Raw genomic sequence first — 26,370 nt, forward strand, 5'->3', positions numbered from 1 at the left:
TCAGATCAGTCCTGCGTGCGTCAATGCCGCATCGACCGCAGTCCGCGCGGCCTCCGACGGCCAGGTCATCGGCAGGCGAAGGCCGGCCGGGAAGCCGGGACGCACGCGCGTCATCGCATATTTGACGGGACCCGGCGACGCGTCCGTGAACAGCGCGTCGTGGAGCGGGTAGAGGCGATCCTGGTAGCGCAGCGCGGCGGCATAGTCGCCGGCCTGGCAGGCCGCCTGGAATTCGGCGCACAGACGCGGCGCGACATTGGCGCTGACCGAGATGCAGCCCCGCCCCCCCATGGCGTTGAAGGCGAGCGCCGAGTCGTCGTTGCCGGACAGCTGGACGAACGCGTCCGGGCAGGCGGCGCGGTGCTGCGACACGCGGGCGATCGCGCCGCTCGCATCCTTCACGGCGACGAAGATGTCGGGGTGGGCGTTGACGATCCGCACCAGCGTGGCGGGCTGGATATCCGTCACGGTGCGGGCGGGTACGTTGTACAGCACGATCGGCAGCGGCGCGTCCTTCGCCAGGAACGCGAAATGCTGGAAGATGCCCTCCTGGCCGGGACGGTTGTAATAGGGCGGCACCATCAGCGCGGCGTCCGCGCCCGCGTCCTTCGCGCGGCGCAGGTTCGCCGCCGCGACCATCGTGTCGTTGGACCCGGCGCCCGCGATCACCGGGACCCGCCCCCTCGCCTGGTCGACGCAGATCCGCACGATGCCGAAATGCTCGTCGGCGGTCAGCGTTGCCGCTTCCCCGGTGGTGCCGCACGGCACCAACGCCGAAGATCCTTCCGCGATCTGCCACTCGATCAGGTCGCGATACGCCTGTTCGTCGAATTGCCCTTCGCCATCGAAGGGCGTGACGAGCGCGGGGATGGAACCGGAGAACATGCCCCGCGCCGTGCGACGCGACCAACGACCTGTCAAGCGGCGGCGCGGCGTCTCCCGGCTTTGCGACGAACCGTTGCGCCGGGCGACGAACCGTGATCGCACGCGCTCTTTATTCAGGACAGATTACGGCGGAATCTCTATTCTTTGCCCATGCACCCGACCAGCGCGCCGATTGCCCTCCTGTTCGCGACCCTCGCCGGCGTGGTCGCCGTCCCCCAGCAGGACAGCAGCGACCAACTCGACCGCTATCGGACGCAGATGGCCAATATGTCGCCGGTGGCGCCGCAGTCCCCCACCGACGGCGCGATGGCGGCGACGATCGCCCAGTGGCGCGCGCTGCGTCAGACGGACGCGCTGCCGTTCGACAGTTATGCCGGTTTCCTCGCCGCGCATCCCGGCTGGCCGGGCGAAAACGCCAACCGTCGCGCGGCCGAGCGCCAGGCGGCGACGGCCTCGCCGTCCAGCGTCGTCGCCTTCTTCGCGCGCTTCCCGCCACAGACCGCGACCGGCCTGGTCGCGCAGGCGCGCGCGCTGCAGTCGCTGGGACGATTGCAGGAGGCGCAGGTTGCCGCGCGCGCGGCGTGGCGGATGGGCACGCTGACCCCGACGGACGAAAGCTTCGTCCAGGCGACGTTCGCCGGCGCCTTGTCACCCGACGACCATGACGCACGGATGGACGCCCTGCTGTGGCAGAATGCGACCGGCGCGGCGCAGCGACAGATCGGCTGGACCAGCCCGGCGCGACGCCCGGCATTTGCCGCGCGCCTTTCGTTCCGTACGAACGCACCCGACGCCGCGACACTCGCGACCACCACCCAGGATGCGTACGCGGGCGACCCGGGCTATATCGCCGACCGGGCGGCATGGCTGCGCAACGCTGGCGCGGCGCCCAGCGTGCGCAGCTATCTCGCCGGCCGGCGCCCGCTCGCGAGCCTGCCAGGCAATGTCGAGAAGTGGTACGAGGGGCTGCTCACCGTCGCGCGCGAGGCGGAACACGACGGCCAGTATCAGATCGCCTATGACATCGCGCGGCAGGTCGACGATGCCTATCCGGCGGGCACCGACGTCTCGAAGAAGCCCTATGGGGAGCGGGACGACTATACCAGCCTCGTGTGGCTGGCTGGGCAGACCGCGCTGCGCAAGCTTGGCCGGCCCGCCGATGCGATGGTCATGTTCGAGCGCTACGGCCGCGGCAGCATGTCGCCGCAGACGCGCGCCAAGGGCTTCTACTGGGCCGGCCGCGCCGCGGAGGCTGCCGGCAGGGCCGCGGACGCGGCGGGATATTTCGCGCAGGCGGCCGGCTATCGCGACCAGTTCTATGGCCAGCTCGCGCTCGAGCGGACGGGACGGCCGCTGGTGGCGCCGCCGGCGCTCGGCACGCCCCTGATCGCCGCCGCGACGCGACAGGCCTTCGCCGATCGCGAGACGGTACGCGCCGCGCGCTTCCTGGGGCAGATCGGCGACTGGCAGGACCAGACCGCATTCGTCCGCCAGATCGCGAGCGATGCCGAAAGCGAGACGGACCATCTGCTCGCGGCGGAGCTGTCGCGGCAGATCGGGCGGCCCGATCTGGGCGTGCTGGTCGGGCGCAGCGCGATGCAGAACGGGCTGACGGACTATTCCGCCACCGGTTTCCCGACCGTCAGCATACCGGCGGGCTATGAGGACAATTGGACGCTGATCCACGCGATCGCGCGGCAGGAAAGCCAGTTCGACCGGATGGCGGTCAGCCATGCCGGCGCGCGCGGGTTGATGCAGCTGATGCCGGCGACGGCGCGCGAGCAGTCCGCAAAGATCGGCGTGACCTACGCCGCCTCCGCGCTGACCGAGGATCCGAAGATGTCGATCATGCTGGGATCGAGCTATTTCCAGCGCATCTACGGCCTCTACGGCAGCTATCCGCTCGCCATCGCGGCGTACAACGCGGGCGGCGGCAACGTGAACAAATGGCTGCGCGCCAACGGCGATCCGCGCACCGGCAGCGTCGACATGGTCGATTGGATCGAGGCGATCCCCTATCAGGAAACGCGCAACTACGTGCAGCGCGTGCTCGAGAACGCCGTGGTCTACGACCTGATCAACCCGGCGCGCGCGAAGAGCCACGGGCCCGCCAACCTCAGCTGGTACCTCGGCAAGAACCGACCGGGCTGATCGCATGGACCGCCCCAACTACATCACGCCGGCCGGGTTCGCGGCGCTGCGGCGCGAATATGAGCAACTGTTCGCGTCCGAGCGACCGCAATTGGTCGAGACGATATCCTGGGCGGCGGGCAACGGCGATCGCTCGGAGAACGGCGACTATATCTATGGGCGCAAGCGGCTGCGGGAGATCGACCGGCGGCTAGGCTGGCTGTCGAAGCGGATGAAGGCGGCGAAGGTGGTCGATCCGGCGCAGCAGCAAGACCGCGGCCGCGTGTGGTTCGGCGCTTGCGTGACGATCGCGGACGAGGACGACAACGAGCGGGTGCTGACGCTCGTCGGCGACGACGAGGCGGATGCCGGAGCGGGCCGGGTCGGCTGGAATGCGCCGCTGGCGCGGGCCCTGCGGGGCGCCGCCGTCGGCGACCTGCGCCGCGTGACGTTGCCCGCGGGCGAACGCGAATATGAGGTCGTCACGATAGCCTATCCGACGGTGTGATGGCGCGGGACCGATTCCCGGCGCGGCAGGCGTCAATCATTGCCGATGACGCTTCCATGACACTATACTGTCACGGATTCCAATGCGTCGATTTCGGACGTTAATTATCTATTTTTCTCAGTGACTTGATCCCTCATTTCACCATGTTGCAAGCGACAGCCGATGACGGTTAGGTCATAATCTGTGACTGTTTGAGCACGGCCGATTTCGATCGCTCCGCGGCCCGCCCGCCGCCATTTACTCCTGCCCGGCGCGCCGCAATCCTCCCCTCACCACGTACCCTTTCGCGCAGCATGCGGGCCCGTCCGGTCCAAAAGCAATTCGGTCGCGTAAGGTTTTGAGGAGTTGAGCATGACGAATTCTTCGGCCCTTCGCGCCCTGTTGCGGTGTGGCGTCGCCGCCGCGCCGGTGGTGCTGGCGGGTAGCGCGTTTCTGACCGCCCCGGCGTTCGCGCAGGATGCGCAACAGGCGCCGACCGCGGCGTCGCAAGACACGTCGCCCGCTCAATCGACCCCTGCGCCGACGGCGGGTCAAGCCACCGGCGACATCGTCGTGACCGGCACCCTGTTCCGCCGCACCGATACCGAAACCCCCTCTCCCGTCACTGTCCTGACCGCCGATGCGCTGCAGAAGGCGGGCATCACCACCGTCTCCGACGCGATCCGGTCGATCTCCGCGGACAGCAGCGGCTCGATCCCGACCGCCTTCTCCTCGGGCTTCGGCGCGGGCTCGTCGGCGGTGTCGCTGCGCGGCCTGACCGTCAACTCAACGCTGACGCTGATCGACGGCCTGCGCACCGCCAACTACCCGCTGTCGGACGACGGCCAGCGCTCGTTCGTCGACCTAAACACGGTTCCCGACGCGATCGTCGACCGGGTCGAGGTGCTGAAGGACGGCGCCTCGTCGAGCTATGGCGCGGATGCGATCGGCGGCGTCGTCAACATCATCATGAAGAAGGAGATCACCGGCGTCTACGGTACCGTCGAGGGCGGCGTCAGCCAGCGCGGCGACGGTGGCGAACAGCGCGCGACGCTGACGCTCGGCACCGGCAAGCTGAACGACAAGGGCTACAATTTCTACATCAGCGGCGAATATCAGCACGATGGCGCGATCTATGCGCGCAACCGCGGCTTTCCGTTCAACACCGCCGACCTGACGTCGATCGGCGGCGACAATAATCAGGCGGGATCGGTGGTGCCCGGCACCACGACGAGCGCCATCGTCGCACCATCCCAGCAGCTGACGCCCGGCAACATCCTATCCGGATCAGGCGTGGTCACCGGCCCGTGGCAGGTGCTCAACCCCAATGGCTGTACCGGTACGACGACCCCCGTCAGCGGTGCGGCGGGCAATGGCTGCACGCAGAACACCGTCGCGGACTATGGCGTCATCCAGCCCGAGCAGACCCGCTTCGGCGTCACCGCGCATGCGACGGTGCAGGTCAACGACCGATCGCAGGCGTACCTGCTCGCGTCCTATTTCCAGAACGAGGTCTTCACCCCCGGCGGTCCTCCGAGCATCCGTTCGACCAACCCGATCAATACGCAGAACATCGTCCTGCCCGTGCTGCTCAGCAACGGCCAGCTCAACCCGAACAATCCCTTCGCGGCGGCGGGTCAGCCGGCCGCCATCCGCTACAGCTTCGGCGATATCCTGGGATCGTCCGACTATAAGAGCCATGTGCTGCGCGGCTCGGCGGGTATCGATGGCGCGTTCGGCGATGGATGGACCTACTCCGTGTCGGGCACGGTCGCGCATTCCTGGCTCGACATCACGCAGAACGGCTATCTGAACCTCGCTGCGCTGACCAATGCTGTAAACACCGGCAGCTACAACTTTGTCGACCCGACCCAGAATACGGCGGCCGTGCGCAGCGCGCTGTCGCCGGCTGTCCATACCCAAGCCACGAGCGACCTGGACATGATCCAGGGCGTCATCACGAAGTCCCTGTTCCAGCTTCCGGGCGGCCCGCTCCAGTTGGGCGTCGGCGGCTCCTTCCGCTACGAGGCCCAGAACGACCCGAACCAGAATCCGAACCTCACGACGATCGGCCTCAACCAATACACCGCGGTAGGCCATCGTACCGTCGAGTCGGGCTATTTCGAGATCAACGCGCCGGTGCTGACCAGCCTTGAGATCAACGGCTCCGGTCGCTTCGATCACTATGAGGAGGGCTATAACAAATTCTCGCCCAAGATCGGTGCCAAGTTCACCCCGATCAAGCAGGTCGCGATCCGCGGCACCTTCTCCAAGGGCTTCCGTGCGCCGAGCTTCGCCGAGTTGTCGGGCTCGGTCATCGGCTTCACGTCGGCCAAGCCGCCGTGCTCGCTTCAGCTTCAGCATGGCGCAACCGCGACGGCAACGGGCTGCACCGGCGGCAGCGCGTACAACCAGAGCTATTCGATCGGCTTCGCCACGGTCGGCGATCCGAACATCAAGCCGGAACTGTCGACGAGCTTCACCGCCGGCGTCGTCGTGCAGCCGACGCGTTGGCTTAGTTTCACCGCGGACTATTACAACATCAAGAAGACCGACGTGATTTCCGGCGGACCGCTGTCGAACCAAGCGCTTGCCGCCTATTACGGCAACGGCACGATGCCCGCGGGCTATTCCGTCACGCCCGACGTGATCGATCCGGCCTATCCGAATGCGCCCGCCCGCGCACTGTTCGTGAATTCGCCCTTCGCCAACGCCGCGGCGCTCAAGACGTCGGGTATCGACGCGTCCGCGCTCGTCACGCTCAAGCCGGCACCGGACGTGAAGTTCACGAGCCGCGCCGAGGCGACGTACATCCTGCACTATCTGTTCAAGTCGAGCGCGGATCAGCCCTATTCCGACTTCGTGGGAACCCAGGCGCCGTACATCACCTCGTCTGGCGCGGGCACGCCGCAATGGCGCGGCAACTGGCAGAACAGCATCGATGCGGGACCGTATTCGCTCACCGCAACGGCCTATTACGTATCGGGCTACAAGGCGGTCGCCTATGACCAGTTCGGAACCACGGATTGCAACGGCGGCAGCACCTATGGCGGCAGCGATCCCAACTTCAACTGCCACGTCCGCCGCTTCATCGACGTCGACCTGACCGGCAGCGTCAAGGTCAACGACCGCTTCACCTTCTACATGAACGTCATCAACCTGACGGACGCCAAGGCACCGCTCAACGGCGGCAATTACGCGGCGACCAACTACAACCCGACCTATACGCAGATCGGCGCAATCGGGCGGACGTTCCGCTTCGGTGCGAACATCCACCTGTAAGGCGAACGGCGGCGCGGCGAGCAGGGTTTGCCGCGCCGATCCGGCAATCCTGCGTCAGGAATGCCCTGGGAGGCGCCTCAGCCCTGGTCCTCATAGGCGAGCTGCAGCACGCCCCAATGCTGACCGCCGATGCGGATCGAGGCGATGACCTGCTTGAGCAGCATCACCCCGCCACCCGCCAGCGGGCGGCGGTATGCCTTGAGACAGAAGGGGTCGGTCATCGTGACCTGCTCCATCGTCTCCGGGTAGCGGAAGAACAGGCCGCAGCGCGCATGTTCGGCGTTCCACGCCGCATCGCCGGGCCGTTGCGGCTGCGAGCGCTCGGGCATCGCCACCGAACCGTGGCCGCGCCGGTCGGTGAAGCTGATCCCGAAGAATCCCGGGAGAGACCGCGCCGCATCCTGCAGCGGCCTTGCCCCCGCCGTCATCGCCGGTTGGATGGGATGCGTGAACAGCGGCGGATCGGAATCGGCGATCTGTCGATAATCCTCGCCCATCGCGGCATCGAGCGACAACTCCCCCCGCGCGATCGCGTCGTGCACCGCGGCAGCGGCCTTGGCCGCGGCGTCGAGCGCGAAGCGGATGTAGCGCGAATCGGGGATCTCGACGCCGCTTTCCGCCAGCATCTGCAGCATGCCGTTGGTATCGTTGCTGACGACATTGACGCGTTCGGACAGGCGTTGCAGCCCGCTGGCATTGTCGGTGGACGTGGTCGACAACGCGCCGAGGCCAAGGCCGACCTGATCGAGCGCGGTCGCCATCGACCGGATGCGGTCCGCGACGTTTTCGCTGTTGCGGGACAGCCCTTCCATCAGGCTGCCGAGCCGACCGACCGTGGATTCGATGTCCATCGTCCCGCGATGCGCCGAGCGGGCCTTGGCGACGCCCTTTCCGATGCTGTCGAGCATGGCCTGCGCCTCGGCGGTCAAGGTCGCGATCGACTGCTCGATCCGCTGCGTCGCGCCGGCGGATTGCGTCGCGAGCTTCTTCACCTCCGACGCGACGACCGCGAAGCCGAGTCCCGCATCGCCTGCACGCGCCGCCTCGATCGTGGCATTGAGCGCGAGGAGATTCGTCTGCTGGGCGATCGCCTGGATCGTCGCGGTGACCTGTCCCACTTCGGCAAGGGCCCGATCGAAGTCGCCCAGCCCGTCGTGGAGCCGCGTGACCTCCGCGATCAGGCTGACGACGTCCGAGGTCGCCGCGTTGATCTGCGTGGTCGAATCGCCGATGACGGCATGCGCCGCCGCCGTCTGGTTGCGGGCTTCCGCCGCAGCACCGGCGACCTTGTCGATGTCGCCGGTCAGGCGGTTCATCTCGCCGCCGATCTGGTCGAGCGTCGAGGCCTGCTCGCTCACCCGGCCGGCGAGCGCCGCGATGTCCGCCTGGAGATCGAGCGTACGGATACCGAGCTCGCCGGACATGCGCGCGGCGGAGAGAACGACCTGGTTGAGCGATCTTTCGGAGCCGATCATACACAAACGACTAGGGGTTCGTGGTTAAGGAACCTTCAACGGTCGTCCATGCCGGCCGTGAAAGCGGTCAAGGCGCCGCACCGCCATTGACGGACCGCACCGGAGCGGCGACGCAGGATCCATGTCCGACACCCCTACCCGCAACATCGCGCTGCTGATCGATGCCGACAACGCCAGCTGGCACGCGATCGACCCGGTCCTCACCGTGCTTGCCGAGCTCGGGACGGTCAACGTCCGGCGCGTCTATGGCAATTGGAGCAAACCCGGCCTCAAGGGCTGGCGCGACATGACGGTGCGGCACGGCATCGAGCCGCAGCAGCAGTTCGACCTGACCAAAGGCAAGAACGCGACCGACATGAAGATGACGATCGATGCGATGGACCTGCTGTTCCGCGGACGGATCGAGGGTTTCGGCATCATGTCGTCCGACAGCGACTTCATGCCGCTCGCGATGCGGATCCGGCAGGACGGCATCCCCGTCTATGGCTTCGGCAGCGCCAAGACACCGGAGGCATTCAAGCAGGCGTGCACGCGGTTCATCGACGTGGACGCGCTGATGACCCCCGTGCAGCCGCAAAAGCCCGTCGCGGTCGAGGTGCCGATCGGCGAATCGCTGCCCGCCGCGATCGGGGCGGCCGCCACCGCGAAGGCCAAGCCTATCGATCCCGACCTCGTCGCCCTGCTCATCGACACGTACGGTTCGGTGAAGCGCGACGAGCGGGGCTATGCCAGCCTGTCGGCGATGGGCCAGCTAGCCGGGAACCGCTCCAGCTTCGACGTGCGGAATTACGGCTATCGCCGCTTGTCCGACCTCATCCAGGCGGTGCCGAATTTCCAGAGCGAGCGCCGCGACGACGGGCGGGTCTTCGTCAAGCGCGTGCGCTGAGGGCCGGCACCGCTTCGCGGCGCCTGAATCAGACCCTACCCGCGCCGCCGCCAGAAGGCGAAGGCGGCGCGCTGGCGCTCCTCGATATGGGCGACGGCGTCGGGACCGTCCCAGGACCCCGCATAGCCGCGCGCGGCCGATCCGACCCACCAGCCTTGCCCCGGCAGCCGGTCGCTTTCGCGGACCACGAGCACGGCCAGCCCCGGCTCGCCGTCCTGCGCACCGGCCGTATCGATCGCATCGAGCGTCTTGCACAAGGCGCGCATCTTGGGGCGCGTAAAGCGATGCCCGAGCGCGCGGAGCAATTCGCTGTAACTCAACGACCGCCCATCGCGCGCGGCGGCGACGAGAAGGGTCCGCACGAGCGCCGCGTCGGCGATCGTGCCCGGTCCTTCCACCGGCTCGAAGCCGTTGGCGGCGAGCCAGCTGCCCAGGTCGTCCCCGTGCGGCCGGCTCGTCCCCATCAGCGCGTCAGCTTCTTGTAGGCAAGCCGCGTCGGACGGTCGGCCGCATCGCCCATCCGGCGACGCTTGTCCTCCTCGTACGATTCGTAATTGCCCTCGAACCATTCGACGTGGCTGTCGCCTTCGAACGCCAGGATGTGGGTGCAGAGGCGATCGAGGAAGAAGCGATCGTGGCTGATCACCACCGCGCAGCCCGCGAACGTCTCCAGCGCCTCTTCGAGCGCGCGCAGCGTCTCTACGTCGAGGTCGTTGGTCGGCTCGTCGAGCAGCAGGACGTTGCCGCCCTCCTTAAGCATCTTGGCCATGTGGACGCGGTTGCGCTCACCGCCGGAGAGCTGGCCGACCTTCTTCTGCTGGTCCTGGCCCTTGAAGTTGAACGCGCCGACATAGGCGCGCGTGCCCAGTTCCTGCTTGCCGAAGCGGAAGACGTCGAGCCCGTCCGAGATCTCTTCCCAGACGTTCTTGTTGGGATCGAGGTCGTCGCGGCTCTGGTCGACATAGCCAAGGCGCACGGTCGAGCCGACCTCGATCGAGCCGGAATCCGGCTGGTCCTGGCCGGTGATCAGCCGGAACAGCGTCGACTTGCCCGCGCCGTTCGGCCCGATCACCCCGACGATCCCGCCCGGCGGCAGGTTGAAGTCGAGGTTCTCGAACAGCAGCTTGTCGCCATAGGCCTTGGTCAGTCCCTTGGCCTCGATCACCTTGCCGCCGAGCCGCTCGGGGATCTGGATGAGGATCTGCGCCTTGCCGACCGCGCGATTCTCCTGCGCCGCCATCAGTTCGTCGAACGCACGGATACGCGCCTTGGACTTGGTCTGGCGGGCCTTGGGCGTCTGCCGCATCCAGGCGAGCTCGTCGGCGATCGCCTTCTGACGGCCCTGCTCCTCGCGCTCCTCCTGTTCGAGGCGCTTGGCCTTCTTCTCGAGATAGCCCGAATAGTTGCTCTCGTAGGTGTAGTAGCGGCCGCGATCCAGCTCGAGCACCCAGTTGACGACATTGTCGAGGAAGTAGCGGTCGTGGGTGACGAGAATGACGTTGCCGGTATATTCCTTGAGGAAATTCTCCAGCCAAGCGACGCTCTCCGCGTCGAGGTGGTTGGTCGGCTCGTCGAGCAGCAGGATGTCGGGCTTTTCGAGGAGCAGGCGGCAGAGCGCGACGCGACGCTTCTCGCCGCCCGAAAGATTGGTGACCGGCGAGTCGGACGGCGGGCAGCGCAGCGCTTCCATCGCCTGCTCGAGCTGCGAATCGAGGCTCCAGCCATCGGCGGCATCGATCTCCGCCTGCAGGTCGCCCATCTCCGTCATCAGGGCGTCGAAGTCGGTGTCGTCCTTCGGGTCGCCCATTTCGGCGGAGATGGCGTTGAAACGGTTGATCTTGTCGACGATCGGACCGGCGCCGAGCCGCACGTTCTCGATCACCGTCTTGTCGGGATCGAGCTGCGGCTCCTGCGGCAGATAGCCGACGCGCACGCCCTCCGCGGCCCAGGCCTCGCCCTGGAAGTCCTGGTCGATGCCGCCCATGATCTTCATCAGCGTCGACTTGCCCGACCCGTTGGGTCCGATGATCGCGATCTTCGCGCTCGGCAGGAACTGCAGGTGGATGTTGTTGAGCACGGGCTTGTTCGCGCCCGGGAAGGTCTTCGTCAGACCCTTCATGACGTAGGTATACTGGACGGCCATGTGCCGACGGCTCCTGATCGAGAAAGCTGGGAGGATTTGCACGTGCATGTAGCGACCGGCGATCCTCTGCGCAAATGCCCGGCTTGTGCACCCGGCCGGCAACCGCCAAACCGCGGCAACATGCACGATCCAAAGGGGAAATTGATGACGCGTTCCGCCCTTGCCCTGTTGGCGCTGGTCGCCTCCGCCGCGATGCCCGCCGCAGTCGGCGCACAGCGCGCCGCCCCGCCGCTGCCGGCGAAGGTCGACCCGAAGGTCGCGGCGTTGCGCGACGCCGCGCTCAAGGACGACGTCGCCTGGGACATCGTCGAGGGTTTGACCACCGAGGTCGGCCAGCGGCTCGCCGCGACCGAGGCGGAGGCGCGCGCGCGAAGCTGGGCGGTGGCGAAGCTCAAGGCGCTCGGCTTCCGGAACGTCCATGTCGAGACCTACCAGATGCCGGTCTGGCTGCGCGGCGAGGAAAGCGCACAGATCGTCGCCCCCTTTCCGCAGCAGCTGAAGCTCGTCGCGCTGGGCAATTCGGGCGCGACGCCCGCGGGCGGCATCACCGCCCCGGTGGTCGTGTTCAAGACCTATGGCGATCTCGCCAACGCCCCGGACGGCAGCCTCGCGGGCAAGATCGCCTATGTCGGCAATGCGATGCAGCCCGCGCAGGACGGGTCGAGCTACGGCACCTATGGCGTCGCGCGCTTCGTCGGACCGGCGCTGGCGGCCCGCAAGGGTGCCGTGGCGACGGTGATACGCTCGATCGGAACCGACCATCACCGCAACCCGCACACGGGCGGCACCAACTGGCCCGACGGGGTGACCCCGATCCCTGCCGCCGCGCTGTCGGTGCCGGACGCGGAATTGATCGAGAGGATGGCGGAGCGCGGCAAGCCCATCACGATGAAGCTCGTGCTCACGCCCCGCTTCGCGGGTACCGGTACGTCGGGCAACGTCGTCGCGGAGGTGCCGGGCACCGATCCGAAGGCGGGAATCGTGCTCGTCGGCGGTCACCTGGACAGTTGGGATCTCGGTACCGGCGCGATCGACGACGCCAGCGGCGTCGCGATCACGACCGCGGCGGCCAAGCGGCTGCTCGATGGTCCACGCCCGCGCCGTACGATCCGTGTCGTCTGGTTCGGCGCGGAGGAACCGGGCGGCTTCGGCGGCAAGGACTATGCCCGCGTCCATGGCAGCGAGCGCCATGCCACCGCCGGCGAAAGCGATTTCGGCGCGGACCGCGTCTGGCGGTTCGAGGTCAACCTGCCGGACAGCGCGAAGCCCGTCGCCGACCGGTTGCAATCGGCGTTGGCGCCGCTGGGCATCGGGCGCGGCGCGGGTGTCGGTGGCGACGGCACCGACGTCGGCCCGACCCTGGCGCTGGGCGTTGCGGCGATCGACCTGAACCAGGACGGCACGCGCTATTTCGACACGCACCACACGCCCGACGACGTCCTGGATCGGATCGACCCCGAACAGCTGCGCCAGAACGTCGCCGCCTGGACGACGATGCTTGCCATCGTCGCCAACGCGCCCGAGGAGATCGGCGCGGTGACGCCGCGCCGCTGAGCCGTCCGGCGAACGCGATTGCCCTCACCGATGCCGATCCAGCCGATCTCCGAGCGTAACGATTTGCCTCAAATCGGCCGCATTGGTTGCTGGCGGATGAATTTCAGCATTGACCGGGGGGAGTCGTGCGGTATTTGGGCTGTCTCGCGTCGGCAATCGGGTCGGCCGCGAACCTTTGCTTTGCTTGGGAGCAATCGAATGAAGAAGATCGCTTTCGTTCTCGCTGCCGCCGGCCTGATGTCCGTCGCTGCGTGCTCGAAGTCGCCGGAAGCTGCCGCCGTCGAGAACAACGGTGACATGCTGGCCGACAACATGGAAATGCAGGCGGACAACATGGACGCCATGGCCGACAACACCTCGAACGCCGCGGCTGCTGCGACGCTCGAGAACGCGGCCGACAACATGAACGCCGCTGCCGATAACGTCCGCGACGCCGCCGACGCCAAGGCCGACAACATGTAATCGCGCCCGCGTCGGGTCCGCCCGACGCGCCGGTGCATCATGTTGCACGTTCGAAAAGGGCGTTTCCCGATGCGGGAAGCGCCCTTTTTCTTTTTCCGGTCCTGCGCTAGGCGGGAACGAGGGTGGGGCCTGTAGCTCAATGGTTAGAGCTGGCCGCTCATAACGGCTAGGTTGCGGGTTCGAGTCCTGCCGGGCCCACCACTATCGCCTTGCAAGACGACAAAGGGTCGCGGGGGAGCACAGCGCGCGGCCTGCCGCGATCAACGCGGGGGCACCCTCGTCGACGACGACCGGGTGCTACAGCTTCCCCGGCATTTGTCGCGACGTCACGGGTCAGTCGGGCAATTTACGCGACCAGGGCTTCCACCAGCGCCGGGGTGCGAACAAGGTGATGCCCTTCTCGTCCGTCGCGCGATACAGATCCCTCGCCAGCGACCGCAACTGCCGGTCGTTCAGCGCGAGGTGCAGCTTGGTATAGCTTCCCTGCCGGAAACCTTCCGCCGAATCCGCGATCTGAAGAGTCAGCACCGTACCGCCGCGGGTCCGATTGCGGCGCCAGCCAGCCAATGCGCCAGCCATCTCGATCAGCATCAAACCCCTCCGGCAGGCGGCAGAACCGCCGATTCGGATTCAATTAACCATCTTTTCCGGTTGCGACCAGATGCCACGGACAGGCGCTTAGGCATTGGGGTGCAAGCCATTACCGATACGTGTCCGGGCATCCGCATGCCGCGGCCAGACGATGGGCCTCTCCCTTCCTTCCACGGCCACTGCCCGCCCGGTCATCGTGCCGCTTCCTGGAACCGATGCGCTTGCATGCACTAGCCCGCCCCATGTATGTCTTGGTTTTCCAACCGATAAGCGCGATTAATTGGAACCGGCGACCGCGTTAACGGTTTGTTTGCGATCTTCCAGGAGGGGAACATGGACCCGCTTATCATCGTCCTTGCCTTGCTGCTCGTCCTGCTCGTCGGATCGATCAGGATGGCCGGGTCGGAAAAGCGCCGCCGACGTCAGGCGTGGGCTGCCTATTACCGCCAACCGGACAGCTATGGTTCGAAGCGCTGATCCTGCATGAGCAAAACGGGGTGCGATAATGCCCCCAAGGACCATCATGAACCGGCGCGTGACGCCGGCTGCACATCGTCTGCCGCGTTCAATCTCGCCCGCTGCCTGCTTTAAGTCATGATCGACTGCAGAGAGACGTTCAGCGGTCGGCGGGCGAAGTCATCAAAGGCTTGCCTCGCGGCACATCTGTCCCTAGGCGCAGTCGCTCGGTCGGGGAGTGGCGCAGTCCGGTAGCGCGCCTGCTTTGGGAGCAGGATGTCGCAGGTTCGAATCCTGTCTCCCCGACCATCCCGCGATGCCGCGGTTATTCGTCAGCCTGATGGGATGCGCGCTGGTCGGTGAGGCGCGCCGTTCCGCGTGGCCAGCGGCTGATGAGGGCACGGATCAAGCCACCCTCATGGTACGCGGCACGATGCCAGGCGGCATAGCGGCGGCTTTTTATGCGCAGGTCGTGGCGATAGAGTGCGATCGCGCCGATCGGTGCGGCCGCGACTGCGCCGATAACGATCCAGTCCGTCAGATCGAGGTGCTGCCAATACATCGCGTCACCCATTGGGGCGCTCTGTCGGGAGGGAGTTCACGAGCCATCCGACAGAGCGTGCGCCGATCATGCAACCGTACAGAAACGGTAGCAATGACAATGATATGCCGAAAGCTGCTGGCAGTCCCCGATCGGGACGGGCCCGCCGCAGGCCGGGCATGGGGACAGGCCGTCACGCACGCGCACCGGATCAGCGCAGCACGGTGGCCAGCGTCCACCAGCCTCGCGCGCGCGCCGTATCGGCAGCCTCGTCGCGCCCCGCCTCGTCCTCGAACAGTGCGAAGCAGGTCGCGCCCGATCCCGACATCCGGGACAGGGTCGCCCCCGGCGCCGCGTCGAGCAACGCGCGTACGTCGGCGATGACGGGCGCAAGCGCGATCGCGGGCGGTTCCAGGTCGTTGCGTGCCGCCCGTGCCGTGGCCATCAGGTCGCTGCCCATCGAAAGGGGTCCGCGGTCCATACCGTCCCAGCGGCCGAACACCGCGGCGGTCGATACCGCCACGCCCGGATTGACCAGCAGCAGCGGCCGACCCGACAAGCCCTCGACTGCGGTCAACGCCTCCCCCTTGCCCGTGCCAAGGGTGGTTCGCCCGTCGAGACACGCGGGGACGTCCGCACCGAGCGCGGCGGCGATGGCGAACAGGCGTGGATCGTCGACCGCGACGCCATCGATACGGGCGAGCGCCCTCAGCGTCGCTGCGGCATCGGCGGAGCCGCCGCCGATACCGGACGCGATCGGCAGATGCTTGTCGAGCGTGATCGCCACGGCACCGCCGCCGAAGGTCGCGCGGAACGCGTCCCGGGCGCGCGTGACGAGATTGTCGGATGAGGCCGACAGACCATGACCGAAAGGGCCCGTGATCGCGACATCATCCGTTTCGGCTTCGACGACGGTGATCGTGTCCCCGTCGCGGGCGAAGGCGAACAGCGTCTCCAGCTCGTGGTAACCGTCCGCGCGACGGCGGCGGACGTGCAGCGCGAGGTTGATCTTCGCCGGCGCGATCTCCTCGATCATCGGGCGACGCGTCCTTCCGCGATCTTCCGTGACAGACGGGCCGACACGTCCGCGTTCGCCCCGAGGACGGCAGCTCGCCAAGCATAGCGTGCCTCGAACCGTCGCCCCAGCGCCCAATACAGATCGCCGAGATGCTCGCCGATCTCCGCATTGCCCGGCTGCGCCTCCGCCGCGCCGACGATCAGCGGCAGGGCCTCCCTGTCGCGTCCGACGAGATGATAGGCCCAGCCAAGCGAGTCGGCGATGGAACTGTCCTGCGGCTTCAGCCTGTGCGCGCGTTCGAGCATGGCGACGGCGCCTCCTCTGTCGTCACCGTGGTCGGCCATGGCATAGCCAAGATAATTGAGCGCCAGCGGTTCGGACGGCGCCAGCGCGACGGCCTTGCGGAGTGCTTCGCGCGCGGACGGCCAGTCACCGGCCTGTTCCAGCGCCCCGCCATATTGCAGCCAGCTTGCCCACTCGCCGCCGGCGCCCCGGTCGATGATACGGCGGTACCAGCGAGCCGCCTCCGCGTAGCGACCCGCGGCGAGCAGGCGGTCGGCATAGCGCTGCCAGTCACCGGCGGTGGAGCCCCTCGCCGTCGCGCGGTCAGCCGCGAGCGACAAGGCTTCTGCATCCCGTTTCGCCCCCGCGAGAACGTCGATCCGTGCGGCGGCGGCGGATGGCGCAAAGGGGCTGGTGGCCGGAACGGCGACGAGAAGCGCGAGCGCGCCGTCGGTCATCCCCTCCGCGGCCAGCGCGCTGGCGAGCAGCATGCGCGCACGATCGTTCGCAGGATCGGCGATCAGCGCGGTACGCGACAGCGCGACGGCCAGCACGGAAGGCCCCTGCCCGGCCAGATCCCCGGCGACACGCGCGAGCAGCCGCGATACGCCGAACGCCAGCGTCGGCCGTGCCCCGATCCCCTTTCGAAAGGCCGCGATGACGGGGTCGTCACCCGTCAGGAAACTCCGCGCGGGCTCCGGCTGCCCCTTGTCGAAGAGGAGTTGCGCAGCAGCGAGGCGCAGGTCGATGGGGGCACCGGTCGCCTGCATCGCGCGGACGGTCGCGACGCCCCGCACCGTGTCGCCACCCGCGATCTGGAGCAACGCGCCGGTCTCCATCGCAAGCCGCTGTGCGATGGGGTCCTTCAGCGCGGCGGCTGACGCGAGCGCCGGCGCCGGATCGGCACCGCGGACGAAGCTGGTCCAGCCGCGCAACGCGGGGGCGAGGACGCCGAGCGGCGTGTCGACCAGCCCCGCAATGGCACGATCCGCGGCCGCAACGTCGCCACGACGCGCAGCCTCCGCCAGGGGGAACAGCGCGAGATCGCCGGGCGCCTGCGGCGTTCCCTGAAGGATGCCGACGGCGCGTTCGGCAAGGGCAAGATCGCCCCCCTCCAGCGCCTCGCGATACGCACGCCCGGCGATTGCCGCATCGCCGGGCGATGCCATCAACGCGCGCGCATAGCTCGCGCTGGCGGCGTCCACCTGCCCCGCCGCGTCCGCGGCGCGGGCCTTCATATAGTCGGCGATCCCGCGCGAGGTGGCGCCGGTATCGGCCTGCGCCGGGCGGGCGATCAGAAGGATCGCCGCCGACGCAATCAACGAACGCTTACATATTGGGATAATTCGGGCCTCCGCCACCCTCGGGCACCACCCAGTTGATGTTCTGGGTCGGGTCCTTGATGTCGCACGTCTTGCAGTGGACGCAATTCTGCGCGTTGATCACGAACTTCGGGTCGCCGATCTCGACACCCACAACCTCGTAAACGCCCGCCGGGCAGTAGCGTTGCGCCGGCTCGTCGTACAGAGGCAGGTTGTGCTCGATCGGAACGTGCGCGTCCTTGAGCGTGAGGTGGACGGGCTGGTCCTCCTCGTGGTTGGTGTTCGAGAGAAACACCGACGACAGGCGATCGAAGGTCAGCACGCCGTCCGGCTTGGGATAGACGGGCGGCTTGACCATGTCCTTGCGCCACAGGCTTTCGTGGTCCGGATGATGCTTCATCGTGAAGGGCATGCGGATGCCGAAATGCTCGAGCCACATGGTCACGCCGGCCAGCCCCGAGCCCAGGAAGTCGCCGAACTTCTTGACCAGCGGCACGACGTTGCGGACGATCGACAGCTCCTTCTTCACCCACGACCGGTCGAACGCCTCCGGATAGGCGGCAAGTTCGTCATGCTCGCGCTGCGACAGGATCGCGTCGACCGCCGCCTCGGCCGCCATCATGCCGCTCTTCATCGCGGTATGCGTGCCCTTGATGCGCGGGACGTTGAGGAAGCCGGCGCTGTCGCCGATCAGCGCGCCGCCGGGGAACACGAGCTTGGGTAGCGACTGCAGGCCGCCGTCGCTGATCGCGCGCGCGCCATAGGACACACGCTTGCCGCCCTTCAGGATCGCGGCGATCTCCGGATGCGTCTTCCACTTCTGCATCTCCTGGAACGGCGAGATGTAGGGGTTGGAATAGTTGAGCCAGGTGACGAAACCGAGGCTGACCTGGCCGTTCGCCTGATGATAGAGCCAGCCGCCGCCGTTGGCGTCGTCGCCCAGCGGCCAGCCCTGCGTGTGAATGACGCGGCCGGGCTTGTGGAGCGCGGGATCGATGTCCCACAATTCCTTGACGCCCAGGCCATAGACCTGCGGATCGCTGTCCTTATCGAGCGCGAAGGTGCGGATGATCTCCTTGCTGAGATGACCGCGGCAGCCCTCGCCGAAGAAGGTGTATTTGGCGTGCAGCTCCAGCCCGGGCTGATAATCGGGCTTGTGCGTGCCGTCGCGCGCGACGCCCATGTCACCCGTGGCGACGCCCTTCACCCGCCCCTGCTCGTCGAACAGGATCTCCGCCGCGGCGAACCCCGGGAAGATCTCGACGCCCAGCTCCTCCGCCTTGCCCGCCAGCCAGCGGCACAGATTGCCCAGGCTGCCGGTATAGGTGCCCTTGTTGTGCAGGAAGGGCGGCGTCCACAGATGGGGTAGCACGGTCTTCTTCTTCGCCGACAGGACCCAGTGCAGATTCTCCGTCACGGGCACCTCGGCAAGCGGGCAGCCGTCGTCGCGCCAGTCGGGCAACAGCTCGTCGAGCGTGCGCGGGTCGATCACCGCACCCGAGAGGATGTGCGCGCCGACCTCCGATCCCTTTTCGAGGACGCAGACCGAAAGGTCCGCGCCCTTTTCGGCGGCCATCTGCTTGAAGCGGATCGCGGCGCTGAGCCCGGCGGGGCCTGCGCCGACGATCACCACGTCATAGGGCATCGATTCGCGGTTCGACATCATCTCACTCCCGGATGCCGGTATCCGTAACGGAACGACCGCGCGTGGCGATCGGGCGCGGGCCGGCAACGTCTTGTCCACGAAACGCGATCGGACAAGTTGACGAAAACGTCAACCACGGTGAGAAGGCGCACCGATGGGGGCGGATCAACATCTCGACTGGATGGGCGCGGCGGCAAGCGCATTGTCCTGGTGGCAGGACGCCGGCGTCGACATGCTTGTCGACGACGCGCCCCGCGACTGGTTGGCGCCCCCATCGCAGGAACCGGCCGACCCGCTCGGAACGTCCCCAGGCGGAATTGCCACGCAGGCGCTCGCCGTGGCCGTACCCGCCCTCGCCATGCCCGAGACGCTCGATGCCTTCGTGGCGTGGCGCACGGGGCAGGACGTGCCGGAGGCATCATGGCGCGGCATTTCCGTAGCGGCCAGCGGCCCGGCGGATGCAGCCATCATGGTCCTGGCGGATTGTCCCGACAAGGACGACGGCGATGCCGGCACCCTGCTGACCGGCGCAGCGGGAAGGCTGTTCGACCGGATGCTCGCGGCGATCGGCCTCTCGCGTGACGCGGTTCATATCGCCGCGGTCTGCGCACGCCGTCCCGTCGCGGGTCGCATGCCGGTCGAGGTGGAGGAACGGCTTGCGGATATCGCGCGCCATCACATCGGCCTTGTCGCGCCCAAGCGGCTCTTGTTGCTCGGCAATGCGGCGAGCCGTGCGATTCTGTCGGCGGAAATGCCGGGCACGCGCGGGTCTTTACACCCGTTTAACCATAAACGCGGCACGACACAGGTGGTCGCGACCTTTCACCCGCGCTTCCTGATCGAGAAGCCGGTGGCCAAGGCCGAGGCGTGGAAGGACCTGCAATTGCTGATGGGGGATTGGCCCGCATGACCCGCACGCTGGCGCTCATACTGGCGACGACGCTCATTCCGGCTGCCGCGCATGCGGCGCCCGACTCCGCACCGGCCACGCCGGCCGCAATCAATGGTGCGTCGAACCCGGTCGAACAGGTTCCCGCGCAACTCGATGCAGCGCAGCGCGAGGGGTATCGCGCCGTCTTCCAGGCGATCCGCGAGGCACGCTGGCAGGATGCGCAGATCGGGCTGGACACGATGAAGCCGGGCCCGCTGCATGCGATCGCCCGGGCGGAGCTGTACACCGCCAAGGGTTCGCCGAAGGTCGAGATGGCGCCCCTCGTCGCGCTGCTGAACGAAGCGCCCGAGCTGCCGGAGGCGGCGGATCTGACGCGCCTCGCGAAGGCCCGCGGCGCGACCGACCTGCCCCCGCTGCCGATGGCGCAGCGGCTGATCTGGCAGGATGGCGCCCCGCGCCGCGTACGGGCGAAGGCGACGCGGTCCGACGAGATCGCGGCCACGCTGGCCGTGCAGATGCAACCGTTCGTCAAGGCGGACATGGCGCCTGAAGCGCGCGCGCTGCTGGAGACGACGAGCGGCTTGTCGCCCGAGGCGCAGACCGAATGGCAGGCCAAGGTCGCCTGGATGTATTTCCTGACCGGCGACGACGCCAACACCCGCGTGATGGCCGCGCAGGCCGGCGACGGTGCGGGCGACTGGAGCGTGCAGGGCCGATGGATGGGCGCCCTCGCCGCCTGGCGCCAGGGCGATTGCGCCGCGGCGGAGGCTGGCTTCGAAGGCGTCGCGGCACGCGCAACGGACGTCGATCTGCGCGCGGCTGCGCTCTACTGGGCGTCGCGGGCCGATATCGTCTGCGGTCGACCCGACAAGGTGCAGGCGCGCTTGCAGTCCGCGGCGCAATTCTCCGAGAGTTTCTATGGTCAGCTGTCGCGGCAGGCGCTCCTGATCCGCGACAAGGCGAAGCCCGGCAGCGGCGTCGTCGCGGCGGACTGGGAACGGCTCGAGAGGCGCCCCAATCTGCGCGTCGCGGCGGCCCTGGTCGAGATCGGCGAGACGGATCTCGCCGACGACGTGATCCGCCAGCAGGCGCGGATCGGCGATCCAGCCGAATTCGGCAGCCTCGTTCGCGTCGCCGAGGCGCTGAGCCTGCCGGCGACGACGGTTTGGCTCGCCCACAACTGCCCGCAGGGCGTCACCGCAACGGCCGAGGCCCGGTACCCGACGCCGAACTGGACGCCCGCCAGCGGCTGGCGCGTCGACAAGGCGCTCGTCTACGCCCACACGCTGGAAGAAAGCGGCTTTCGGAGCAAGGTGACCAGCCCGGCCGGCGCCTATGGCCTGATGCAGATCATGCCCGCCGCGGCGACCGACTATATGCGCGAGCGCGGGATGACGGTGGACAAGGCCGCCTTGTCCAAGCCCTCGACCAATATGGACATCGGCCAGCGGCATCTCGAAAGGCTGCGCGACATGGCGAGCGTGACGGGCGGCCTGCTGCCCAAGGTGATCGCCGCCTACAATGCCGGTCCGAAGCCGGTCGGCGAGTGGAACGCCATCGTCCGCGACGGCGGCGATCCGCTGCTCTACATCGAAAGCATCCCCTATTGGGAGACGCGCGGGTATGTGACGACCGTGCTACGCAACTATTGGATGTACGAGGCGCAGGCCGGTCGCAAGGCATCGACCAGCCGGTCTGCGCTGGCGCAGGGCCTCTGGCCTCGCTTCCCCGGTCTGCCCGGCGCGTCGTCGGTCCGCCTCAACACGCGCGCACCCGCCACGGCGATCGCGGTCAACGGCAGCGTCTCGCCACGCTCGACGACCACTGTCGCGCACGACTGACCGCAACCTTTCGTCACGCGCGCCGCGCTTGTCGCGGTTCCGCGATCGGGTATGTTGCCCCCGCCGACGCGATCCGACGTTCGGCGGATGGGAGAGGCGCGACGATGCTTGGCGGCATGCAGGATTTCGAACTTCGGGTTCCTTCGATCCTCGATCATGCGGCGCGCGAGCATAGCGCGCGCGAGATCGTTACGCATTGGGCCGACGGACGCGAGACGCGCACGACCTGGGCGGGTATCGCCCATGACGCGCGGCGGCTGGCACAGGCATTCACGCGCCTTGGCCTGCGACCCGGGGACAGGGTCGCGACACTGGCGATGAACCACGCCCATCACCTGACCGCCTGGTATGGCGCGATCGGCATGGGCGGCGTGATCCACACGATCAATCCGCGCCTGTTCGACGACCAGCTCGACTATATCGCCAATCATGCGGAGGATCGCGTGCTGCTCTACGATCGCGCGTTCCAGCCGATCGTCGATCGCCTCCGCGACCGGTGGACGACGATCGAACATTATGTCGTGATGGACGGCGAAGGCTCCGGCAGCTTCGCCGCGCTGATCGACGCGGAGGATGGCGACTTCGACTGGATCACCGGTCCCGAGCGCGATCCCTGCATGCTCTGCTACACCAGCGGCACGACGGGCAATCCGAAGGGCGTTCTGTTCACGCATCGCTCGAGCGTGCTGCACGCCTTGCTCGTCGCCTCCCCGGCGGTGCTGACGCTCAACTCGGCGGCGGTCCTGCTGCCGGTGGTGCCGCTGTTCCATGCCGCCGCCTGGGGCACGTCGTTCGCCGCGCCGCTCGCCGGTGCGAAACTCGTCTATTCGGCTGTCAACGACGCCGCCGTGCTGTGCGACCTGATGAACCGAGAGAAGGTCACCATCTCCGCCGGCGTACCGACCGTGTGGCTGGCGATGTTCGCGCACATCGATGCGACAGGACAGCGGCCGGAGCATCTGAAGCTGGCGACGATCGGCGGCTCGGCCGCGCCGCGCGCGATGATCGCACGGCTGATGGACATGGGCGCGGAGGTCAAGCACCTGTGGGGCATGACGGAGACGTCGCCCGTCGCGACCGCCGCCGCACCGCCGCCGGACTGGGACGATTGGACGCGCGAGGAAAAGCTGGACCTGCTGACCCGGCAGGGCGCCATTCCCTACGGCGTGGAGCTCAGCATCTTGGACGATGCCGGCGATCGCCTGCCACGCGACGGCAAGAGCGCGGGGCGGCTCCACATCCGCGGCCCGTGGGTGATCCAGCGCTACTTCGGTGCGGACACCGACGCGGTCGACGCCGAGGGCTGGTTCGACACGGGCGACGTCGCGGTACTGCACCCCGACGGATCGATGCAGATCACCGATCGGTCGAAGGACGTCATAAAATCGGGCGGCGAATGGATCAGCTCGGTCGAGCTGGAGAATGCCGCGATCGGCTGCCCCGGCGTGGCGGAGGCCGCCGCCATCGGCGTGCAGCATCCCAAATGGGATGAGCGGCCGTTGCTCGTCGTCGTCCGCAAGCCGGGGGCGACGGTGTCCGAGGAGGACGTGCTGACGCATCTGCGCCCGCTCGTCGCCAAATGGTGGCTGCCGGACGCGGTCGTCTTCGTCGACTCGCTTCCCCACACCGCCACCGGAAAGCTGCTCAAGACGGCGTTGCGCGAGACGTTTCGCGACTATCGCTTCGCCGCCTGAGCGGGAAGTTACGCGTCCGAAGGCTCGTCGGGCGCGTGATTGCCGTAACCCGCGCCCGATTCCGGCTGCTGCTCGGCGGCGTCGTCGCGCTCCGTCTCTTCGACGGGGTCGGGTTGCTGCTGGTCGGGTCGGGGATCGGTCATCTCTGTCTCCTTGCCCGGAATCAACCGACGGCCGCTGCTTACGATCCCTCCCGGCGTGCGTAGATCGTATAGCCGAGCGACGTGCCGACAGGCCGGTAGTCGGTGGCGATCGCGCGCATCACGATCGCGAAGGTGGCGGGATTGACGTCGCCCTGCGGCGGCGCGGTGACGATCACCGGCGGACGCGCGCGCAGGATCCGCACGACCTCGTCCGTGGGGTCGACCCCGATCGCGCCCCGCTCGCCCGCGAAGGTGAGGTGCGAAGCAAAGGGATAGCGCGTCGGCAGGCAGGCATCGGCAGCCGTGTAGAAGACGGGCGGCGCCTGAAAGACGAAGGGGCAGCCGCGACCGGCCGCATAGCGATGAATAAGCGCCGCCCCACGAGCGACGTCCCGCCGCGCCGCCGCCGTCTCGCCCGCGTGCGGAAAGCCGGATACGACCAGCAGCGCCGCCCCCGCCAGGCCGAGCAATGCGAGGAAAGGCCCGCGCCGCGCGGCCCCGACGCCCGCGGCGACCGCCACCGGCACGAGCAGCGGCAACGCATAATGATTGTAATAGGGGGGAATGGCGAGCCATGCGGCGATCGCCGCCGACAGCCACGTCGCCATCAGCAGCCGCGCACGCCCGCCTAGTGCTCCCAGACCGAGCAGGCCGACCGCCAAGGGTATCACGAGCACCAGCAACGCGCCTTCCAGCCTGGTCGCGACGGGCTCGTTGGCGGTGACGTGACGCAGGAAGATCGACCGGACGTTGGCGAACCACCAGGCGTCGCCGTGCCCGGTCACGACATAGAAAGCGGCAGCCACGAAGGTCGGGGCCAGGGCAAGGGCGGCGAGGAGCGACCCCTCCCGGAGGATAGCGCCCGGGCGCGGATCGCGTCGCCAGCTCGCCATCAGCGCCAATCCCGCGAATGCGACGCCCTCGACGACCGCGGTCGGCTTGACCTCGATGGCGAGGCCGATCAGCAGCATCGTCCAGCGCGCGGGCGCTGCCGAACCGTCGCGCAACGTCCGCCAGACGAGCAATGCGGCGAGCGCGACAAGGGGGTTGTAGAAGACCGGCGCTTGCCCGCCGCGCCCGCCCAACAAGGCGATCCAGACGAGATACACGAGACCCGCGACCACCGCCGCGCGCGCTCCAGCCAGCGAACGGGCGATGAGCGCAACGATCCCTGCGGCCGCGATCGCCGCGACCAGGGCCGCCCATTGATAGGCGACCACCGAATCCCCGCCGAACCCCTGCGTGCCGGCATAGACCAGGAACAGGCCGATCGGCTTGCGATCCCAGATGTCCACGTACGGCAAGGCGCCGTGCCACATCCTGCTGCCGACGAGCAGGTACATCTGTTCGTCGAGATCGATCACTGGATTGCCCAGGTCCGGCAGCCGCAGCACGAGCGCCGCGATGGTGAGGATCAGCCACAGGCGAGCCAATCCGCCCCGATCGTCCGTCGCCACCGTGCCTAGCCCCATGATCATCGCGCCTTCATGACAGCGCATGGTAAATGCTACGCCAACGGATCAGAACAATTCCCCCTGCGGTCCGGCCGGCGCCTTGAAGAGGTCGGTCCGCAGCGGCACGCCGCGATTGGCGAGGCCGTGGCGGCGGCAGGCGATGGCAAAGCGGGTCCGCATCAGCTCCGCCCATGGACCGCTGCCACGCATGCGCGTGAAGAAACCCGGATCATTGTCGCGACCGTCCCGCAACGACCGGATCGTCGCCATGACCTTCGCCGCGCGGTCAGGGTAATGCTCCTCGAGCCATGCGCGGAACAGCGGCGCGACCTCGTGCGGCAGGCGTACCGGAATGAAGAAACACGCCCGCGCTCCGGCCGCGGCGGCATGCTCGACCAGATGCTCCAGTTCGTGATCGGTGATCGCGGGAATGACGGGCGCGATGGAGACATAGGCGGGTATGCCCGCATCGGCGAGCGCACGGACGGCGGCCAGTCGCTTCATCGGATGCGGTGCGCGCGGCTCGACCGTGCGCGCGGTGGTGGGATCGAGCGACGTGAGCGAAACCGCCACCGCCGCCAGGCCCTCCGCCGCCATCGGCGCCAAGATATCGATGTCGCGCGTCACGCGGTCGGACTTGGTGGTGATCGTCACCGGATGATGCGCCTTCCGGAGAACCTCCAGGATACCCCGCGTGATGCGCCAGTCGCGTTCAATGGGTTGATAGGGATCCGTGTTGGTGCCCAGCGCGATCGGGCGCACCGCATAGTCCCGTCGACGCAGCTCGCTCGTCAGCAGCGCGGGCGCGTCGGGCTTCGCGAACAGCCGGCTCTCGAAATCCAGTCCGGGCGACAGATCGTGAAAGGCATGCGTCGGCCGTGCGAAGCAATAGATGCATCCATGCTCGCAACCGCGGTACGGATTGATCGATCGGTCGAAGCCTATGTCGGGCGACGCGTTGCGACTGATGATGGTGCGCGGATGCTCGACCGTCACCGTCGTCGCACGCGGCAGGGGCGCGCCGTCGATCGCGTCGCGCGCGTCCAGCCAGTCCCCGTCGATCTCCTGCTGCGGGAGATTGAACCGCGTGCTTTCGTGGTTCGACGTCGCGCCGCGCGCGGCCCTCGGCTTGCGTGCCACCATGAGCAGATGCTAGACGGCCAAAGGGAACATAGCAAGAACGATGG

Annotated in this window: 22 protein-coding genes and 2 tRNA genes; 12 read left to right on the top strand and 12 right to left on the bottom strand. The window is 67.7% G+C overall.

Going from position 1 to position 26,370, the window contains the following annotated elements:
* Positions 1–885 (bottom strand): 4-hydroxy-tetrahydrodipicolinate synthase, encoded by an 885-nt coding sequence (gene dapA / locus IQ292_RS09180; protein WP_203310009.1) that lies wholly within the window; start codon positions 883–885, stop codon positions 1–3.
* A gap of 150 nt (positions 886–1,035) precedes the next feature.
* On the opposite strand from dapA, the gene IQ292_RS09185 reads away from it, so the two are divergent.
* The 3 genes from IQ292_RS09185 to IQ292_RS09195 all read left to right on the top strand — a co-directional run bounded on the left by IQ292_RS09185 (position 1,036) and on the right by IQ292_RS09195 (position 6,784).
* On the top strand, positions 1,036–3,036 hold the full coding sequence (locus IQ292_RS09185) for a lytic transglycosylase domain-containing protein (RefSeq protein WP_203310010.1): 2,001 nt from the start codon (positions 1,036–1,038) through the stop codon (positions 3,034–3,036).
* A gap of 4 nt (positions 3,037–3,040) precedes the next feature.
* Complete coding sequence (gene greB / locus IQ292_RS09190) at positions 3,041–3,523, top strand: transcription elongation factor GreB (RefSeq protein WP_203310011.1); 483 nt, start codon at positions 3,041–3,043, stop codon at positions 3,521–3,523.
* 351 nt (positions 3,524–3,874) lie between these two features.
* Complete coding sequence (locus IQ292_RS09195; RefSeq protein WP_203310012.1) at positions 3,875–6,784, top strand: TonB-dependent receptor plug domain-containing protein; 2,910 nt, start codon at positions 3,875–3,877, stop codon at positions 6,782–6,784.
* 77 nt (positions 6,785–6,861) lie between these two features.
* Here IQ292_RS09195 and IQ292_RS09200 read toward each other — a convergent pair whose 3' ends face one another.
* Positions 6,862–8,259, bottom strand: a complete 1,398-nt coding sequence (locus IQ292_RS09200; protein WP_203310013.1) for a methyl-accepting chemotaxis protein — start codon at positions 8,257–8,259, stop codon at positions 6,862–6,864.
* Between the two features lie 121 nt (positions 8,260–8,380).
* On the opposite strand from IQ292_RS09200, the gene IQ292_RS09205 reads away from it, so the two are divergent.
* The gene (locus IQ292_RS09205) at positions 8,381–9,145 is read left to right on the top strand and encodes an NYN domain-containing protein (RefSeq protein ID WP_203310014.1); all 765 of its coding nucleotides are present in this window, start codon (positions 8,381–8,383) and stop codon (positions 9,143–9,145) included.
* 35 nt (positions 9,146–9,180) lie between these two features.
* Here IQ292_RS09205 and IQ292_RS09210 read toward each other — a convergent pair whose 3' ends face one another.
* On the bottom strand, positions 9,181–9,609 hold the full coding sequence (locus tag IQ292_RS09210; RefSeq protein ID WP_203310015.1) for a ribose-phosphate pyrophosphokinase: 429 nt from the start codon (positions 9,607–9,609) through the stop codon (positions 9,181–9,183).
* A complete protein-coding gene (gene ettA, locus IQ292_RS09215) occupies positions 9,609–11,288 on the bottom strand; it encodes an energy-dependent translational throttle protein EttA (protein WP_203310016.1) in 1,680 nt (559 codons plus the stop codon). The genes IQ292_RS09210 and ettA overlap by 1 nt, the downstream gene beginning before the upstream one ends.
* Before the next feature lie 144 nt (positions 11,289–11,432).
* Here ettA and IQ292_RS09220 point away from each other — a divergent pair, with 144 nt between their 5' ends.
* The 3 genes from IQ292_RS09220 to IQ292_RS09230 all read left to right on the top strand — a co-directional run bounded on the left by IQ292_RS09220 (position 11,433) and on the right by IQ292_RS09230 (position 13,505).
* Positions 11,433–12,842 (top strand): M28 family peptidase, encoded by a 1,410-nt coding sequence (locus IQ292_RS09220; RefSeq protein WP_203310017.1) that lies wholly within the window; start codon positions 11,433–11,435, stop codon positions 12,840–12,842.
* A 198-nt stretch (positions 12,843–13,040) separates the two neighbouring features.
* Positions 13,041–13,304 carry a hypothetical protein gene (locus IQ292_RS09225; RefSeq protein WP_203310018.1) on the top strand — a complete coding sequence of 88 codons (264 nt, stop codon included), beginning with the start codon at positions 13,041–13,043 and terminating at the stop codon, positions 13,302–13,304.
* Positions 13,305–13,429: 125 nt separating this feature from the next.
* A tRNA-Ile gene (locus tag IQ292_RS09230) sits at positions 13,430–13,505 on the top strand.
* A gap of 132 nt (positions 13,506–13,637) precedes the next feature.
* On the opposite strand, the gene IQ292_RS09235 is transcribed toward IQ292_RS09230, so the two are convergent.
* Positions 13,638–13,895, bottom strand: a complete 258-nt coding sequence (locus IQ292_RS09235) for a hypothetical protein (RefSeq protein WP_203310019.1) — start codon at positions 13,893–13,895, stop codon at positions 13,638–13,640.
* Between the two features lie 333 nt (positions 13,896–14,228).
* Between IQ292_RS09235 and IQ292_RS09240 the strand changes: the two genes are divergently transcribed.
* Positions 14,229–14,372 carry a hypothetical protein gene (locus IQ292_RS09240; protein WP_203310020.1) on the top strand — a complete coding sequence of 48 codons (144 nt, stop codon included), beginning with the start codon at positions 14,229–14,231 and terminating at the stop codon, positions 14,370–14,372.
* Positions 14,373–14,583: 211 nt separating this feature from the next.
* A tRNA-Pro gene (locus tag IQ292_RS09245) sits at positions 14,584–14,660 on the top strand.
* A 16-nt stretch (positions 14,661–14,676) separates the two neighbouring features.
* Here IQ292_RS09245 and IQ292_RS09250 read toward each other — a convergent pair.
* From IQ292_RS09250 to IQ292_RS09265, 4 genes are all read right to left on the bottom strand, one after another.
* On the bottom strand, positions 14,677–14,925 hold the full coding sequence (locus IQ292_RS09250; RefSeq protein ID WP_203310021.1) for a hypothetical protein: 249 nt from the start codon (positions 14,923–14,925) through the stop codon (positions 14,677–14,679).
* A 178-nt stretch (positions 14,926–15,103) separates the two neighbouring features.
* Complete coding sequence (locus tag IQ292_RS09255; protein WP_203310022.1) at positions 15,104–15,928, bottom strand: 4-(cytidine 5'-diphospho)-2-C-methyl-D-erythritol kinase; 825 nt, start codon at positions 15,926–15,928, stop codon at positions 15,104–15,106.
* Entirely contained in the window at positions 15,925–17,514 is a 1,590-nt protein-coding gene (locus IQ292_RS09260; RefSeq protein ID WP_238940940.1) for a tetratricopeptide repeat protein, read from the bottom strand. Before IQ292_RS09260 ends, IQ292_RS09255 begins: the two co-directional genes overlap by 4 nt.
* 7 nt (positions 17,515–17,521) lie before the next feature.
* The gene (locus tag IQ292_RS09265; protein WP_203310023.1) at positions 17,522–19,177 is read right to left on the bottom strand and encodes an electron transfer flavoprotein-ubiquinone oxidoreductase; all 1,656 of its coding nucleotides are present in this window, start codon (positions 19,175–19,177) and stop codon (positions 17,522–17,524) included.
* A gap of 136 nt (positions 19,178–19,313) precedes the next feature.
* On the opposite strand from IQ292_RS09265, the gene IQ292_RS09270 reads away from it, so the two are divergent.
* From IQ292_RS09270 to IQ292_RS09280, 3 genes are all read left to right on the top strand, one after another.
* On the top strand, positions 19,314–20,069 hold the full coding sequence (locus IQ292_RS09270; RefSeq protein WP_203310024.1) for a uracil-DNA glycosylase: 756 nt from the start codon (positions 19,314–19,316) through the stop codon (positions 20,067–20,069).
* Positions 20,066–21,892, top strand: coding sequence for a lytic transglycosylase domain-containing protein (locus IQ292_RS09275; RefSeq protein ID WP_203310025.1), 1,827 nt, complete (start codon positions 20,066–20,068; stop codon positions 21,890–21,892). The genes IQ292_RS09270 and IQ292_RS09275 overlap by 4 nt, the downstream gene beginning before the upstream one ends.
* Positions 21,893–21,996: 104 nt before the next feature.
* Positions 21,997–23,586: a long-chain fatty acid--CoA ligase gene (locus tag IQ292_RS09280; protein ID WP_203310026.1), complete on the top strand. Its 1,590-nt coding sequence runs from the start codon at positions 21,997–21,999 to the stop codon at positions 23,584–23,586.
* Between the two features lie 8 nt (positions 23,587–23,594).
* Here the strand turns inward: IQ292_RS09280 and IQ292_RS17800 are convergent, their stop codons facing one another.
* The 3 genes from IQ292_RS17800 to IQ292_RS09290 are packed head-to-tail and all read right to left on the bottom strand — an operon-like array spanning position 23,595 to position 26,326.
* The gene (locus IQ292_RS17800) at positions 23,595–23,729 is read right to left on the bottom strand and encodes a hypothetical protein (protein ID WP_275298323.1); all 135 of its coding nucleotides are present in this window, start codon (positions 23,727–23,729) and stop codon (positions 23,595–23,597) included.
* A 38-nt stretch (positions 23,730–23,767) separates the two neighbouring features.
* Positions 23,768–25,207 (bottom strand): glycosyltransferase family 39 protein, encoded by a 1,440-nt coding sequence (locus IQ292_RS09285; RefSeq protein ID WP_238940941.1) that lies wholly within the window; start codon positions 25,205–25,207, stop codon positions 23,768–23,770.
* 42 nt (positions 25,208–25,249) lie between these two features.
* The gene (locus IQ292_RS09290) at positions 25,250–26,326 is read right to left on the bottom strand and encodes a PA0069 family radical SAM protein (protein ID WP_203310027.1); all 1,077 of its coding nucleotides are present in this window, start codon (positions 26,324–26,326) and stop codon (positions 25,250–25,252) included.
* Between the last annotated feature and the right edge of the window lie 44 nt (positions 26,327–26,370).

The sequence above is a fragment of the Sphingomonas beigongshangi genome (assembly GCF_016820445.1).
GTDB classification, from domain to species: Bacteria; Pseudomonadota; Alphaproteobacteria; order Sphingomonadales; family Sphingomonadaceae; genus Sphingomonas; species Sphingomonas beigongshangi.